Source organism: Novosphingobium sp. 63-713 (assembly GCF_001898925.1).
Lineage (GTDB): Bacteria > Pseudomonadota > Alphaproteobacteria > Sphingomonadales > Sphingomonadaceae > Novosphingobium.
Map to the genome: position 1 here is coordinate 447,366 of NZ_MKVS01000008.1, position 15,364 is coordinate 462,729.

The 15,364-nt window shown below is 63.4% G+C and carries 11 protein-coding genes; 10 read left to right on the forward strand and 1 reads right to left on the reverse strand.

The window, feature by feature from the left end:
• Positions 1–35 precede the first annotated feature (35 nt).
• From BGP00_RS07215 to BGP00_RS07245, 7 genes are all read left to right on the forward strand, one after another.
• The gene (locus BGP00_RS07215; RefSeq protein ID WP_292689743.1) at positions 36–485 is read left to right on the forward strand and encodes a type II 3-dehydroquinate dehydratase; all 450 of its coding nucleotides are present in this window, start codon (positions 36–38) and stop codon (positions 483–485) included.
• A complete protein-coding gene (locus BGP00_RS07220) occupies positions 482–1,744 on the forward strand; it encodes an MFS transporter (protein ID WP_292689742.1) in 1,263 nt (420 codons plus the stop codon). The genes BGP00_RS07215 and BGP00_RS07220 overlap by 4 nt, the downstream gene beginning before the upstream one ends.
• Before the next feature lie 99 nt (positions 1,745–1,843).
• Entirely contained in the window at positions 1,844–4,630 is a 2,787-nt protein-coding gene (locus BGP00_RS07225) for a TonB-dependent receptor (RefSeq protein ID WP_292689740.1), read from the forward strand.
• A gap of 58 nt (positions 4,631–4,688) precedes the next feature.
• Entirely contained in the window at positions 4,689–5,597 is a 909-nt protein-coding gene (locus tag BGP00_RS07230; protein WP_292689738.1) for a shikimate dehydrogenase, read from the forward strand.
• Between the two features lie 13 nt (positions 5,598–5,610).
• Positions 5,611–7,476, forward strand: coding sequence for a sugar phosphate isomerase/epimerase and 4-hydroxyphenylpyruvate domain-containing protein (locus BGP00_RS07235; protein ID WP_292689735.1), 1,866 nt, complete (start codon positions 5,611–5,613; stop codon positions 7,474–7,476).
• Between the two features lie 63 nt (positions 7,477–7,539).
• A complete protein-coding gene (locus BGP00_RS07240) occupies positions 7,540–9,162 on the forward strand; it encodes a carboxylesterase family protein (protein ID WP_292925728.1) in 1,623 nt (540 codons plus the stop codon).
• 32 nt (positions 9,163–9,194) lie between these two features.
• On the forward strand, positions 9,195–9,581 hold the full coding sequence (locus BGP00_RS07245; protein WP_292689731.1) for a VOC family protein: 387 nt from the start codon (positions 9,195–9,197) through the stop codon (positions 9,579–9,581).
• Here the strand turns inward: BGP00_RS07245 and BGP00_RS07250 are convergent.
• A complete protein-coding gene (locus BGP00_RS07250; RefSeq protein ID WP_168604886.1) occupies positions 9,578–10,579 on the reverse strand; it encodes a LacI family DNA-binding transcriptional regulator in 1,002 nt (333 codons plus the stop codon). The two genes, BGP00_RS07245 and BGP00_RS07250, sit on opposite strands and share 4 nt — an antisense overlap.
• Before the next feature lie 116 nt (positions 10,580–10,695).
• On the opposite strand from BGP00_RS07250, the gene BGP00_RS07255 reads away from it, so the two are divergent.
• From BGP00_RS07255 to BGP00_RS07265, 3 genes are read left to right on the forward strand one after another with little or no spacing between them, the layout of a single operon-like run.
• The gene (locus BGP00_RS07255) at positions 10,696–11,979 is read left to right on the forward strand and encodes an MFS transporter (RefSeq protein ID WP_292689728.1); all 1,284 of its coding nucleotides are present in this window, start codon (positions 10,696–10,698) and stop codon (positions 11,977–11,979) included.
• On the forward strand, positions 11,976–13,139 hold the full coding sequence (locus BGP00_RS07260) for a Bcr/CflA family efflux MFS transporter (RefSeq protein WP_292689726.1): 1,164 nt from the start codon (positions 11,976–11,978) through the stop codon (positions 13,137–13,139). Before BGP00_RS07255 ends, BGP00_RS07260 begins: the two co-directional genes overlap by 4 nt.
• 53 nt (positions 13,140–13,192) lie before the next feature.
• On the forward strand, positions 13,193–15,355 hold the full coding sequence (locus tag BGP00_RS07265; protein ID WP_292689724.1) for a TonB-dependent receptor: 2,163 nt from the start codon (positions 13,193–13,195) through the stop codon (positions 15,353–15,355).
• The last annotated feature ends 9 nt before the right edge of the window (positions 15,356–15,364 follow it).

Below are 15,364 nucleotides of genomic sequence, written 5' to 3' on the forward strand. Positions count from 1 at the left end.
GATTATGCCGGGGCCAAACAAGGGAGAGACATGCCATGGGTGGCACGATTCTGGTCCTCAACGGGCCCAACCTCAATTTGCTGGGCGAGCGCGAGCCGCATATCTATGGCCATGAAACGCTGGCCGATGTGCAGGCGATGTGTGAGGCCGAAGTGGCCGGAACCGACTATCGAATCGACTTTCGACAAACCAATGCGGAACATGAAGCGGTTGATTGGATCCAGGCCGCGCGCAAGGGCCATGCGGGCATCGTCTTCAACCCCGCCGCCTTCACCTATGCCGCCTATCCGATCCTTGATGCGCTCAAAATGGTCGATTGCCCGGTGGTCGAAGTCCACATCAGCAACATCCACCGCCGCGAGGCCGAATGGCGCAGCCACTCGATCATGACGCAGGTGGTGACCGGCATCATCTCGGGCCTTGGCGTTAATGGATACCCGCTTGGCGTGCGCCATGTGATGTGGGCGCGGGAGCGCGCGCAATGAAGCCGACGACCAAGCGCCTTACCGTCCTTGCGCTGATCTCCACGGCGACCCTGATCAACTATCTCGACCGTTCGGTGATGGGCGTGGCAAAGCCGGAACTGGTCAAGGAACTGCATATCACGCCCGAGGTGATGGGCCTGATTTTCTCCGCTTTCTCATGGACCTATGCGCTGGCGCAGATTCCGGGCGGCTATGTGCTGGACCGCCTCGGCACGCGGCTGACTTATGCGCTCTCGCTGGGCCTGTGGTCGGCGATGACGGCGCTGCACGGGTTGGCGACGGGCGTGGCGGGCCTTGTTTCCGCCCGCCTCGCACTGGGTCTGGCCGAGGCGCCCTGCTTCCCCGCCAACAGCCGCGTCCTCTCGACATGGTTTCCCCAGAATGAGCGCGCCAAGGCGACGGGCGTTTATACCGTGGGCGAATATATCGGGCTTGGCCTGCTGATCCCGGTGCTGGGCTGGATGTTGGCCCATTATGGCTGGCGCTCGCTGTTTTTCGTGGTGGGCGCGCTGGGCATCGCCTTTGCCATCCTGTTCCACCGCCTCTATCGCGAGCCGCAGGACAGCAATGCCAATCAGGCCGAAATCGACCTGATCGCCGCTGGCGGCGGCTTTTCCGGCGGCACCGCTCCCATCGCTTTCAGTTGGGCCAATGTCCGCCGCCTGGTCACCACGCGCCAGATCGCGGGCGCCTCGATCGGCCAGTTCTGCTCCAATTCCACCCTCGTTTTCTTCCTGACATGGTTCCCGTCCTATCTGGCCGAGGAACGCGGCATGACCTTCATCAAGTCGGGCTGGCTGGTCTCGCTGCCCTATATCGCGGCGGCGGCGGGGGTGATGCTGGGCGGGGTGTTTTCCGACTGGCTGATTCGCGCCACTGGCTCGCCCACGATTGGCCGCAAGGTGCCGATCATCGCGGGCCTGCTGCTTTGCGCCAGCATGGTTTCGGCCAATTATATGGACAGCAACAATGCCGTCATCGCCGTCATGAGTCTGGCCTTCTTCGGTCAGGGCCTGGCCGGGCTTGGCTGGACGCTTTTGTCCGATGTCGCGCCCAAGGAGATGATGGGGCTGACGGCGGGCCTGTTCAACTTTTTCACCAATCTGGCTGGCATCATCACCCCGCTGGTGGTCGGCTTTGCCGTGGGCGCCACGGGCAGCTTTTATGCCGCGCTGGCCTATATCGGCGCGCTGGGGATCATCGGCACGCTGGCCTATCTGATCGTGCTTGGCCCGGTGGAGCGGGTAAAAATCGATTGAGGTCGAAAGGGCGGGTGCGCAGACCTATTGACGCCCGCCCTTCATGTATGTACCAGTTAGTTCATAAACAAGTGACAACGCCCTTGGGAGGGGACAATCATGCAATTCAAGATGCGTTTCATCGCGCAAAGCTCGGTGCTTGCCGTGGCTCTGGCCTGTGCCCATTCGGCCTATGCCCAGGAAGCCAAGCCCGACGCCGAAATCATCGTTACCGGATCGAGCATCAAGGGCGTGGCCCCGGTCGGCTCGAACCTTGTCACCGTGACCCGCACCGATCTGGAGGCGACGGGCGCCCAGACCGTGCAGCAGGTGCTGAAAACCGTCCCCTCGGTCGTCGGTCTGCAGAGCGCCGGGCAAGGCGCCTTCGGTTCGGCTGACGGTTCGGGCACCAATGCGCCCACCATCCACGGCCTTGGCGCTTCGGCCTCGAACTCGACGCTGGTGTTGATCAACGGCCACCGCCTGCCCACCAGCGGCATCAACCACGTGCTGGCCGACCCCAACATTCTGGCCCCGATGGCGCTGGAGCGGGTCGAGGTGCTGGCCGACGGCGCATCCTCGGTTTACGGTTCGGACGCGGTGGCGGGTGTCATCAACTTCATCACCCGCAAGAAGGTCAATGGTTTTGAAGCCAATGTGCAGAAGGGCTTTGCCAGCGGTTACAATTCGCTGACCGCCGGTCTGCTCTGGGGTCAGACCTATGACACGGGCAGCGTGCTAGTTTCGTACAATTATTCCGACCGTTCGAATCTTGCCGCCTCCTCGCGCGGCTATGCCAGCAGCGCTGATCTGCGCAGCCGCGGCGGCACCAATTTCACGCCCACCCGCTGCAATGACGTGACCACGGCCACAGGTTGCGATCCGGTGAAATCGTGGGATCTGCTGCCCTCGGAAAAGCGCCATAACGTCTATGCCCAGATCACCAAGGACGTGGGCGAGAAACTGCATCTTTATGCCGACTTCATCTATTCGAACCGCCGCAATCTCCAGAACGTGACGCGCGGCAGCGCCAGCGGCACCGTCTATGGCACCGCCTTCACCGGCACGCTGCCCGCAGGTCGCTCGATCAATCCGTTCTACAGCGGCTCGACCATGACGGCGAACTGGAACGCGGACGGCATGTTCGGCCCCGGCGCCACGATCACCGGCACGGCCGAGGACATCTCGATCCGCGCCGATGCCATCTATGACCTCTCCCCCAAGTGGCAGATCAATCTGGGCGGCGTCTATGGCTCGGACAGCTCGACGCAGGTGAACGTTGGCCAGCTTAATGCCTCGGTCTTCAACCTCGCGCTCAACGGCTTCACTTCGGCCGCGATCAACGGCGTGTCGCAATCGGTGTCGCAGGCGCTGACAACGGCCAATGCCATCGACCTGTGGGCCAATGGCACGTCGGCGGCCACCAAGGCTGCGCTGATCGACAACCGCCAGTTCCAATATGCGCGCCAGCTCATGCGCAATGCCTATCTAAAAGTCTCCGGCGATCTGTTCGATCTGCCCGCAGGCCCGGCCAAGATCGCCGTCGGCGGCGAGTTGATGGGCTATGAGATGGATCAGTACAACATCCGCGCCAACAATCTGGGCATTGCCAGCCAGGCTTCGCAGGCGTTCAACACCCATTACAACCGCAATGTCCAATCGGCCTATGGCGAACTGTATGTGCCGATCATCAAGGACAGCTTCATCAAGCTGCTCGATCTGAACATCTCGGGCCGTTACGACCATTACAGCGACTTCGGCAGCACGACCAACCCCAAGCTGGCGATGAATTTCGAACCGGTTCGCGGCATCAAGTTCCGCGCCAACTGGGCCAAGAGCTTTGTGGCCCCGGCGCTGACCTCGATCGGGTCGAACGGAACCGGCCTGACCGGCGAATCGGGCTATTCGGGCATCGTGCCCAGCGGCATTCCGGGCGGTTCGCCCACGATCTCCATCGCCAGCTTCCCCTCGATCACCTCGGTTCCGGGCGTGACCTGCTCGGCCACGGCCTGCACCCTCGGCAGCAGCACCAATGGCGTGCTGGTGACGGGCGGCAATGGCAAGCTCCAGCCGCAAAAGGGCACGGCATGGAGCGTTGGCGTTGACCTCACCCCGGTTCAGGTGCCGGGTCTGCGCATCAGCGTGACCTATTGGAAGAACCAGCTTCGCGGCGGCATCACCGCACCTCAGGCCCCGCTGGCGCTGGGTTCGGCGGATCTGTCCTATCTGCTGCAACTCTATCCCACCGGCGCCACCACGGCCCAGATCGTGGCGCTGGGCGCTGGCCTGCCCCAGACCGGCGTCATCACCAACCCGGTTTATTACAGCTATAACTTCCAGCAGCAGAACGCGCTCAACCTGAACGTGGCGGGTCTGGACGTTTCGGCCAATTACCGCTTCGACACGCCGGTCGGCCGCTTCAACATCGGCGCCGCCTTTACCCGCAAGCTGCAGTTCGAGCAGTATTTCGGCACCAACGGCACCAAGTTCAGCGTGCTGGGCACCTCGGGCTTCAACACCACCTTCCCCAGCGTGAAGATGGAAGGCCGCGCCAATATCGGCTATGACAAGGGTCCGCTCAGCGCCGATGTCTTTGTCAATTATCTGGGCAGCTACACCTATTGGGGCTCCTCGGTGGTCAACCCGATTGTGCGCACCAATGGCGTGCCCACCGGCGGCGGCGACTATGTGAAGCCCTTCACCACGGTCGATCTGCACCTTGCCTATACGTTCAAGAACCTGAGCGTTGTCAAGGAAGCGCAGTTCTATCTGGACGTGAACAACCTGCTCGATCAGGCGCCGCCTTTTGTGAACACCTACACCGTCAACGGCGCGGTCGGCTATGACGGCCTCAACGCCAACCCGCTGGGCCGCGTTATCAATATCGGTCTGCGGACCAAATTCTGATCCTCCCCTGCCCCGCCCCGGATCCTTTCCGGGGCGGGTCTTTTTGATAGGAAATACAATGACACAGCCTGCCCCTTCCCTGCATTCTTCCCCGGTCGTGGGCATTGGCAAGGGACGGGTGCTGGCCGGGCTTCTGGGGCGTGGCATTCTGGAAAGCCGCACGCCCTGGATGCAGGAATGCGAAGCGCAGGCGCAGGGCCTGCATATGGTCTATTCCCTGCTGGATTTTTCCGACCGCGGATGGGCCGATGGCGAACTGGGCGCCGCGCTCGATGCGGTGCAGCGGGTCGGCTTTGCCGGGGTCAATGTGACCTTCCCCTTCAAACAGGCCGTGGTGCCGTTGCTCGATGAACTCTCGCCCCAGGCCGCCGCGATCGGCGCGGTCAACACGGTGGCGTTTCGCGATGGGCGGCGGATTGGCTATAACACCGATGTCACCGGCTTTGCCCATGCCTTTGGCGACAGGATGGGCGGTGAAAAACTCGACCGCGTGCTGCAACTGGGCTGCGGCGGGGCGGGGTCGGCTACAGCTCATGCGCTGCTCTCCCTCAATGGCGTGGCGCATCTGGTGCTGACCGATACCGATCCAGCGCGGGCCGAGGCCCTGCGCGCGCAATTGACCGCCGCCTATGGCGAGGGGCGCGCCAGCGTGGCTCCCGATGCGGCGCAGGCCGCCGCCGGCGTGGATGGGATCGTCAACGCCACCCCCATCGGCATGGCCAAATTCCCCGGTATGCCCATCGTGGCCGAGGCGCTTCAGCCCCACCACTGGGTTTCCGAAATCATCTATTTCCCGCTCGAAACACAATTGCTGAAAACGGCAAAGGCCCTCGGGTGTCGCACCATGACCGGGCGGGGCATGGCGGTGGGTCAGGCGGTGGATGCCTTCCGCATCTTCACCGGCCTGACCCCCGACCGGCAAAGGATGTGGGACAGTTTCTCCAAATTTGAGCAAGACGCGAATTGAGGGAGGCAAGGCGATGACATTCAAGACTTCTATCGCCACTGTCTCGATCAGCGGGGCTCTCTCCGACAAGCTGCGCGCGATTGCCGAGGCGGGCTATGGCGGGGCGGAGATTTTCGAGAACGATCTGCTCTCGGCTCCCGAAAGCGCGCGGGAAATCGGCGCGTTGATGCGCGAACTGGGGGTGGAATGCACGATGTTCCAGCCCTTCCGCGATCTGGAGGGCCTGCCCGACGATATGCGCGCCCGCGCGTTTGAGCGGATGAAGCGCAAGTTTGAAGTGATGGAGCAATTGGGCACCGATCTGGTGCTGCTCTGTTCCAATTGTTCACCCCACGCGATGGATGACCGCCAGCGGATGCTCGACGATCTCCACGAACTGGGCGAGATGGCCGCCGCCCATGGCAAGCGCGTGGGTTATGAGGCGCTGGCGTGGGGGCGCCATGTGGCTGATCACCGCGACAGTTGGGCGCTGGTTCGCGATGTCGATCACCCGGCCATCGGTCTTGTGCTGGACGGGTTCCATTCGCTGGCCCGGCGCATTCCCTCGGCCAGCATCGGCGACATCCGGCCCGAAAAGCTGTTCATCGTGCAGGTGGCCGATGCGCCGATGCTGGACATGGATTATCTCAACTGGTCGCGCCATTTCCGCTGTATGCCGGGGCAAGGCGACTTTCCGCTGGCCGAATGGGCCGCCGCGATTGCGCGCACCGGCTATGACGGTTGGTGGAGCCTTGAGATTTTCAACGACCGCTTCCGCGCAGGCAGCGCGCATCAGGTGGCCCGCGACGGGCATCGCTCGCTGCGCCTGCTGGAGGATCAGGCGGCGCGCCTGCTCAAACGCCCCTCGCCCATGCCGCCGCGCATTGCGCCCAAGGGCGTGGAATTCATCGAATTTGCCGCCAGCCATGAGGAAGCCGAAGATTTCGCCCGCGTGTTCCGCGCTCTGGGCTTTGCCCCGGTGGGCCAGCATCGCAGCAAGGACGTGACCCGCTGGGCGCAAGGGCAGATCAACCTTGTCGTCAATTCCGAACCGGAAGGTCTGGCGCATAGTTTCGATATGGTTCACGGCGGATCGGTCTGCGCGATCGGTCTGGCGGTGCCGGATCAGCAAGCGGCGCTGGACCGGGCGCAGGCTTTGGACATTCCCCGCTTTGCCCAGCCTGTGGGGCCGGAGGAATGGGAAATCCCCTCCCTGCGCGGCGTGGGGGGCAGCCTGCTCTATCTGGTGGACGCCGAGACGCGCGATGCAATGTGGGCCGATGAATTCCCCCGCGCTGTCGAACCCGCCCCTGCCAAGCCTGTGCTGACCCGCGTCGATCATATTGCCCAGACGATGCAATATGAGGAAATGCTCAGCTGGCTGCTCTACTATCACGCGCTGCTGGATGTGAAAAAGACGCCCCAGCTTGAGATCGCCGACCCGATGGGGCTGGTCTATAGCCAAGCGGTCGAAACAGCCGATGGGGCTTTGCGCTTTACGCTCAACGGCTCGATGGCGGTGCAATCCCTCTCCTCGCGCTTCATTCAGGCCTATTTCGGCGCGGGCGTGCAGCATATTGCCTTTGCCTGCGACGATGTGTTTGCCGCCGCCCAGAGCGCCGCCGATGCGGGCCTGCCGATGCTGGATATCGGCCCCAACTATTACGAGGATCTGGAGGCAAAATACGCCCTCGATCCCGAACTCCTCGCGCGGATGGAGCGGTTGAACATCCTCTATGACCGCGACGGAGAGGCCGAATATTTCCAGTTCTACACCCGCGCCGTGGCCAAGCGCGTGTTTTTCGAGGTGGTCGAGCGGCGGGGCTATGACGGCTACGGCGCTGTCAACGCCTCGATCCGCCTCAATGCACAGGCCAAATACCGCGACCCGCTCGTCTGAAGCGGGCGCGGCCTTCCCCAATGAGGAGAGAATGTGATGAAGGGCATTGCTTTTGCTGCAAGCATGATAGCGATTGCATCAGGCGCCGCCGCCTTGCAGGCCGCCGACAGGTCGATGCAGCCCATCGCCTCGGACCCGGTGGAAACCAGCAGCGGCCGCGTGGCGGGCACCGCGCTGGCCTCGGGCGTGCACGCTTATCTGGGCGTGCCCTTTGCGCAGGCGCCCACCGGCGATCTGCGCTGGGCGCCGCCCAAGCCATCGCACTGGACCGGCATTTTCAACGCCGACCGCAAGGGTCCGGCTTGCATTCAGGTGCTGCGCCCGCATGACATCAACCATTATTTCGGCGAGGAAGCGACCGGCGAGGACTGCCTGACGCTCAACCTGTGGACCAATGCCAAGGCGGGCGAAAAACGCCCGGTGGTCGTCTTCATCTATGGCGGCGGCTTTACCATCGGCTCGTCCGGCATGGCCAATTATGATGGCGAGGCCATGGCCAAGGCGGGCGCAGTCTTCGTCAATTTCAACTATCGCGTGGGCGCATTGGGCTTTCTGGCCCACCCCGAACTGACCAAGGAACAGGGCGGCGCATCGGGCAATTATGGCCTGATGGATCAGACGCTTGCCCTGCAATGGGTGCGCGACAATATCGCCAAATTCGGCGGCGACCCGGACAAGGTGGTCATCATGGGTCAGTCGGCGGGCGCAGGATCGGTGGCGGCGCAGGTGCTGGCGCCCGCAGCGCGGGGGCTGTTCCGGGCGGCGGTCATGTCGTCTGGCTGCAACCTGCGCGGGGCGAAACCCACGTTGGCGGATGCGGAAAAGATCGGTCTGGCGTTTCAGGAAAAGCTGGGCGCGAAAAGCCTGAGCGAGATGCGCGCCATGGCGGCGGATCGCATTCTGGCCACGCAATCGGAATCGCAACTGGGCCTGTCGGTGTCGGGCGTGCGGATCAATGGGCCGATCGTCGATGGCCGCGTCCTGCCCCAACAGGCCGCCGATGCTGTGGCCGGCGGCAATTTCGCCAAGGTGCCGATGATCGCCTCCTTCAACGAGGATGACATGGCCTTTGGTTTTGACGCGATCACGGGCGCCAAAACCGTGGCCGACTATCAGGCGGGCGCGCAAAAGCTGTTTGGCGCCGATGCCCCGGCTTTCCTGAAACTCTATCCGGCCAAGACCGACGCCGATGTGCGCAGCGCCGCCCGCCGCGCCGCGCAGGATGCCAATCTGGCCGCCTCGGCCCGTGGCTGTGCGGTCGATACAGCGGCTCAGGGCGTCAATGTCTTTATCGACGAATATGCCCGCCGCCATCCCTATATTCCGGGCGTCAAACTGGCCGATCAGGACACGGCAACCGTGGGCGCCTATCACACCGCCGACATCCCCTATTGGTTCGGCACGCAGGACGCCTATAACTGGCAACGCCCCACCCGCCAGTGGACCGAATGGGACCGCACCCTGTCGAAACAGATGATGGAGGCGCTGCTGGCGCTGGCCAATACCGGATCGCCCGATACGCCCGCCATGCCGTGGAAACCGTGGAGCGCGAAGAATGACACGCTGGTCTGGTTTGGCGACAAGGTGGAGACGGTGAAGCTCAATGTGGCTGGACAGACCTGGCTGGCCGCGCATAAGCCTGCCGCCTCGGCCCAGCCTCCCCGCCTGTCGCGGCCGCGCGACTAAGACGGCGATTAAAGTATAAGGACATGATGGCGATGCGGATTTTGAAAATCGACCATATCAACATCCGCACGCCTCTGTTCGAGGAAACTCTGCGTTTTTACGAGGATTGCCTTGGCATGAAGCGCGGCCCGGCAGGTTCGGTCCATGGGCGGCCGCAAAACCTGTGGCTCTATGCCGATGGCGTGCCTATGATCCATGTGAACGGGCCGACCGGGGATGAGGTGGTGGCCGATATTGGCGTCAAAAGCCGCCTCGATCATTTCGCGCTTTCCTGCACCGGACTGGCGCAATGGCGCGCGCATTTGACCGCGCAGGGCGTGGAATTTCGCGAGGCGCGCCTTCAGGGACGCGAGGTGACGCAGCTCAATCTGCTCGACCCCAATGGGGTGAAGATCGAGCTGCAATTCGCGGAAATTTAGGCGCTTTCCCGCTCGATCAGGCGGAAGCCGACATCGATGCTGCGCGCCAGCGGAGGCGCACCGGTGGCATGGTGGCGGATGGCGGCAATCGCCTCGCGGGCAATGCGCGATCCGTCAATGTCCACCGTGGTGATCGTGGGCCGCATCGCCCCCGCCAGCGCCGAATTGCCAAAGCCCATCACCGCCAATTGATCAGGCACGCGCAGCCCCGCCGCCTGCGCCTCGACAATCAGGCCCTGCGCCAGATAGTCCGAGCCGCAGACCACCACATCGGGCAATTCCGCCATCCGCCGCATATCGGCAAAGATCCGCCGCGCATGGCCAAAGCGCGAGGGAATATCGACCTGTGCCTGCGCCACTTCGCCGCCGCCAAGCGCCTGCCATTCCTCGATAAAACCGTCCGAACGGATACGCGCGCGCGTCCCCTCCGCCGTCACCAGCAAGGGGCGGCGATAGCCCCGCGACTGCAGAAACCGCGCCACATCGCGGCCCACATCGCGGTGTGAGAAACCCACCGCGATCCCCGGCGGATTTTCCGGCAATTCCCAGATCTGGATGAACAGGCCGGGAAAACGCTCGACCAACTCGCGCGTCTGCGGCCCCAGCGGCGCGGTGGAAATGATCGCATCGACCCGCCGCCCCATCGCCGCCAAAATCATCTCATCGGTGCGTTCGGGCGCCACCCCGGTCAGCCCCATCATCACCGTGGTGCCCGCGCCGGCCAGTTCCTCGGCCATGGTCTGGATCGTGTCGTTGAAGATCGAATCCGTCAGATGCGGGATCAGCACCGAAACCATCTTGGATTTCGACGAAGCCAGTCCGCCCGCCAGCATATTGGGAATATAGCCGGTCTGGGCAATCGCCTCGCGGATGCGTTCGGCGGTCGCGGCGGCCACCACCTTGGGATTGTTGAGATAGCGGCTGACTGTGGCGGTCGAAACCGATGCCAGCGCGGCAACATCGTCCAGCGTGGGATTGCGGGTGGAAGGCTCGTTCATGCGCTTACACTTAGCCGCGCGCACCGCCTCTCACAAGCAGGCATGATGGGTGCAAAGAGGCTCGACGCGGCACTATGCAAGCGCTATCACATAGAACAAAGCATCTGGGAGAGCACATGAAACAATCCACCAACAGCGCGCTGGAACAGACCATCAGCGCCAAGGTCATCGCGCGGCTGGTGGTGCCATGCGCGCTCTATATCCTGATCGGGGCGATCGACCGCACCAATGTCGCCTTTGCCGCGCTGACCATGAACCGCGATCTGGGCCTTTCGCCCGCGCAATACGGGTTTGGCGCGGGGGTCTTGTTCATCGGCTATATGCTGGCCAAATATCCCAGCGTGCTGCTCTATGAGGCTATCGGCATGCACCGCTGGTTGGCGGCGATCACGGCGATCTGGGGGCTTTGCTCGGCCTCCATGGCGCTGGTCCACACCAATGGCCAGCTTTACGCGCTGCGCATCGCCATCGGTTTTGCCGAAGGGGGCCTGTCCTCGGGCCTGATGCTCTATCTCAGCCTCTGGGCCAGCGAGCGGCATCGCGCGGCCATTCTGGCGATCCCGATCATGTCGATCAATGTGGCGCAGGTGATCGGCGCGCCGGTCTCGGGCCTGCTGCTTGATTGGGCCAATCCATCGGGCATCGCGCCATGGCGGATGATGTTCATCGCCGAGGCAATCCCCGCGCTGGCGCTGGCGGTGTTTGCCTATGTCTGGTTCCCCGACACACCAGATCGCGCGCGCTGGCTGGACAGCGAGCAGCGCGCATGGATCGGCGCCAATGTGCGCGGCGCGCAAAAGGCACCCTCGGGCGGCGAGCGCTGGGCCGTGCTGCGCAGCAAGGTGGGCTGGACCTGCGCCGCCATCTGGTTCTGTATTCTGGCCAGCAATTACGGCATCATGTTCTGGCTGCCCCAGGTGGTCAAAGGCATGGGCAATCTGACCTCGACCGAGACGGGAATCATCGTCGCCCTGCCCAATGCGGCCAGCGCGATCGGCCTGATCCTGAACGCCCGCCATTCGGACCGTACGGGGGAGAGGTTCCTGCATGTTGCCATCCCGGCCTTGCTGGGCGGGGTGCTGCTGGTCTGCGCATGGTGGCTGGGCGCGGGGGCGGCGGGGCTTGTCTGCCTGATCCTTGGCGGGGCCTGCACGGGCTGCACCGTGGCGGCTTTCTGGGCGATCCCCACGCGGATGCTGGCGCCGCAAAGTCTGGCCATGGGCATTGTCGTCATCAACATGGCGGGCAGTCTGGCGGGCGCGACCGTGCCGCCGCTGATGGGGGTTTTGAAGCAGGCGACCGGCTCGTTCCTGCCGCCGACATTACTGCTGCTGGGGCTGGCGATTATGTGCGCGGGACTGGTGATACTGGCGCGGCGACAGATGGCGCGCGCGGCATGAACGGTACGATGCTGGCGCTGGCGATGGTGGCGGCGCTGGGCTCGATGGCGATCCATATGCTGGTCCCCGCCCTGCCCCAACTGGCCAGTGATTTCGCGACCAATGCCCATGGGGCGCAACTGGCGATCAGCATTTACATGATCGGCCTTGGCGCGGCGCAATTGGTGGCCGGGCCTGCGGTGGACAGGCTGGGACGCAGGCCAGTGCTGCTGGCGGGGCTGGCGCTTTATGGGCTGGGGGCGCTGGGCTGCGCGTTGGCGGGGTCCTTGCCGATGCTGCTGGCCGCGCGCACAGTGCAGGCGGCGGGCGGCGCGGCGGGCGTGGTCACGGCGCGCGTGATGGTGGGCGATCTGTTCGGGCGGGACGAGGCCGCCGCGCGGCAGGCCACGCTGATGACCATCGTGCTGATTTCGCCTGCGCTCGCGCCGGTGCTGGGCGGGTTTCTGACCGCGTTGGGCGGATGGAGGACGATACCTATGGTGCTGGCGTTGGTGGCGCTGGGGGTACTGGCGCTGGTGGGGCCTCGATTGCCGCATGGCGCGCGTGCGGTTTCCGCCGCCAAGGCCGCGCCTGATCTGCGGCGTTTGCTGGGCAATGCGCGCTTTACACTCTCCACGCTGGCCATGGCCTCGGCCAGCAGTACTTTGTACATGTTCCTTGCCTCGGCACCTTTTCTGCTGCGCGATGAAGGGCTTGATCCGCGCCAAATCGGGATCGCGCTGCTGGTCGTGGCTGCGGCCTCGATTGGCGGTACGCGGATGGTGCGGCATGTATCGCGCGGGGGCTATGGGCTGGCGATCGGGACGGGGCTGATCTTTGTCGGGGCCTGCGGGGCGGGCTTGCTGGCGGGAATCGGGCTGCATTCGCCCGTCGCGCTGATCGGGCCGATTGTGCTGGTGGGGCTGGGCGCGGGGGTGGCTGGGCCATCGGCCATGGCCATCATCGTCTTTGCCGAGGAAAGCATGGCAGGCACCGCCACCAGCATCGCGGGCGCCACGCAAATGCTGGCCAGCGCCGGGGCAACGCTGGCGCTGGGGCTGATCGCGCCGATGTCGTCATGGCGTCTGGCGCTGGCGATGCTGACCACGGCGGCAGTCTGCGCGGGGGCGGGCTGGTGCGGATCGCAGCCGGCAAAAGCGTATGAGACAGAACAATCTTGACAGAATGCAAGCCCTTTCATAAATATCCGGCAAAGAGATAAAGGGAGGATGTCATGATCCAGTTTCGCCGCCGCCACGCGCCCGTTTTTGCGCTTTTGCTGGCCAGCACCGCCACGCCTGTTTTGGCGCAAACCGCGCCCAAGGACACCGGATTGGCCGATATTGTGGTCACCGCCGAAAGGCGCGAGCAAAGCCTGCAACAGGTTCCCATCTCGGCCACGGTGCTGAATGCCGAGGATCTGCAACGCAAGGGCGTGGGCAATCTGGCCGATATTCAGCAGGTTGCGCCCTCGATTGCGATCAACACGGTCAACCGCTCGACCTTCGTCAACATTCGCGGCGTGGGCATTGCACAAAGCGCGCCCACCTCGAACCCCGGCGTTGCCTATTACATCGACGGCCAGTTGATCCCGCATGAGCAATTCATCGGCATGAGCTTCTATGATATCGCTTCCATCGAGGTTCTACGCGGACCGCAGGGCACGCTGACCGGCCAGAATTCGACCGGCGGCGCCATCTATGTCCGCACGCCCAAGCCGCAATTTGACTCGCTCTCGACCATGGCCAATCTGACGGCGGGCAATTACGGCCGCTATCGCGCGGAAACGGCGGCCAATATCGGCGGCGAGAATGTCGCCTTGCGTCTGGCCTATGTGCATGAAGAGCGCGACAGCTATACCAAGAACATCGCCGCCAATGCGCAGAGCCAGCCCGGCAATCTGAAGATGGATGCGGTGCGCGGCAATCTGCGCGTGCGCGGGATGGACGGCACGCTCGACCTCAACCTGCGCGCCGAATATTTCAATTCGCGCAGCGACAATATTGCCGTGAAAAACCGCAATGACGCCGTCACCAGCAACCCGTTCCAGATCGAGGAGGACGCACGCTCCTACCTCAACCAGCATGGTTATCGTCTGGCGATGGATGCCCGCGTCGATCTGACCGACAAAGTGCAGTTCCGCACGCTGACCAGTTGGCAGGACGGCAAGACGCTGGACCAGACCGATGGCGACCGCACCGCGACGGCCGCACCGCGCCCGCCCGCCGGCAATATCGGCCGCGTCAGCCAGTCGAGCACCCAGTTCCAGACCTTCATTCAGGAATTCAACCTGCTCTCGACCGACAAGGGCCCGCTGCAATGGGTGTTGGGCGCGTTCTTCATGGATGAAAAGGTGCCGGTCACGCTGCTGCGCGACAACAATAACGTGCGCGATTTCGTCAGCAGCACCAGCACGATCATCACCACCGCCAAAAACACCACCTATTCCGGCTTTGGCCAGATCAACTATCATTTCAACGACAAGCTCGAACTGGTGGTCGGCGGACGCTATAGCTGGGACAGTCAGGTCTATACCCGCTTTGCCGTGCCGGGGGCCGGTTTCACCCTGCCCTTCACCTCATCGATCTCGACCAATCAGCTTACCGGCAAGGTGGGGGTGAATTATCATCTTGGCCGCGACGGGCTGCTCTATGTTTCAGCGTCCAAGGGCTACAAGGCGGGCGGCGTCAACCTGACGCCCAACACGCCCAACTTCATGCCAGAGCGCAATTTCGTCTATGAGGCGGGCTTCAAGACCCAATTCCTCGACCGCCATCTGCGGGTCAATGGCGATGTGTTCTATTCGGTTTACAAGGACATCCAGCTTTCCAGCCTCGTGGGCGGCCTGCCCGTCACGCAAAACGCGCTGGGCGGCCATGCCAAGGGGGCCGAACTGGAAGTGACCGGCCAGTTTGGCGCTCTGGGGCTGAATATGGGTGCGGGCATTCTGGACGCGCAATTCAGCAATGCGGCCTGTATTTCCGACACCAATGCGGCCGGAACCGATGCCGGATGCCCCACCAACCTGCGCTTTGTGCCGCAGGGGCGCACCCTGCCCTTCTCGCCCAAGCTGACGCTTAACGGCGGCATTCAATATGCCATCCCGCTGGGCGGCGACATCACCGCCACCCCGCGTCTTCAATGGAGCCATGTGTCGAGCCAGAACGCCACGCCCTTCCCCAGCATCAACACGCTGGTGCCGGGGCGCGACCTGCTCAATGCGCGCGTGACCTTTGATTTCCACCATGGCTGGCAGGTGGAAGCCTTTGTCCAGAACCTGACGAACAAGCTCTACATCGCCTCACAGATCCAGAACTCGTCCAGCGCGGATGGCGGGATCATCTATGGCGCGCCGCGCACCTGGGGCGTGCGCCTGAAGGCCGTGTTCGGCAAATAAGCAAGAGGA

Bases quoted from the DNA above. Each gene is read 5' to 3' on its own strand.
- BGP00_RS07225 (WP_292689740.1), top strand. From the start codon at position 1,844: ATGCAATTCAAGATGCGTTTCATCGCGCAAAGCTCGGTGCTTGCCGTG.
- BGP00_RS07215 (WP_292689743.1), top strand. From the start codon at position 36: ATGGGTGGCACGATTCTGGTCCTCAACGGGCCCAACCTCAATTTGCTG.
- BGP00_RS07260 (WP_292689726.1), top strand. From the start codon at position 11,976: ATGAACGGTACGATGCTGGCGCTGGCGATGGTGGCGGCGCTGGGCTCG.
- BGP00_RS07255 (WP_292689728.1), top strand. From the start codon at position 10,696: ATGAAACAATCCACCAACAGCGCGCTGGAACAGACCATCAGCGCCAAG.
- BGP00_RS07240 (WP_292925728.1), top strand. From the start codon at position 7,540: ATGATAGCGATTGCATCAGGCGCCGCCGCCTTGCAGGCCGCCGACAGG.
- BGP00_RS07265 (WP_292689724.1), top strand. From the start codon at position 13,193: ATGATCCAGTTTCGCCGCCGCCACGCGCCCGTTTTTGCGCTTTTGCTG.
- BGP00_RS07250 (WP_168604886.1), bottom strand. From the start codon at position 10,579: ATGAACGAGCCTTCCACCCGCAATCCCACGCTGGACGATGTTGCCGCG.
- BGP00_RS07235 (WP_292689735.1), top strand. From the start codon at position 5,611: ATGACATTCAAGACTTCTATCGCCACTGTCTCGATCAGCGGGGCTCTC.
- BGP00_RS07245 (WP_292689731.1), top strand. From the start codon at position 9,195: ATGCGGATTTTGAAAATCGACCATATCAACATCCGCACGCCTCTGTTC.
- BGP00_RS07220 (WP_292689742.1), top strand. From the start codon at position 482: ATGAAGCCGACGACCAAGCGCCTTACCGTCCTTGCGCTGATCTCCACG.
- BGP00_RS07230 (WP_292689738.1), top strand. From the start codon at position 4,689: ATGACACAGCCTGCCCCTTCCCTGCATTCTTCCCCGGTCGTGGGCATT.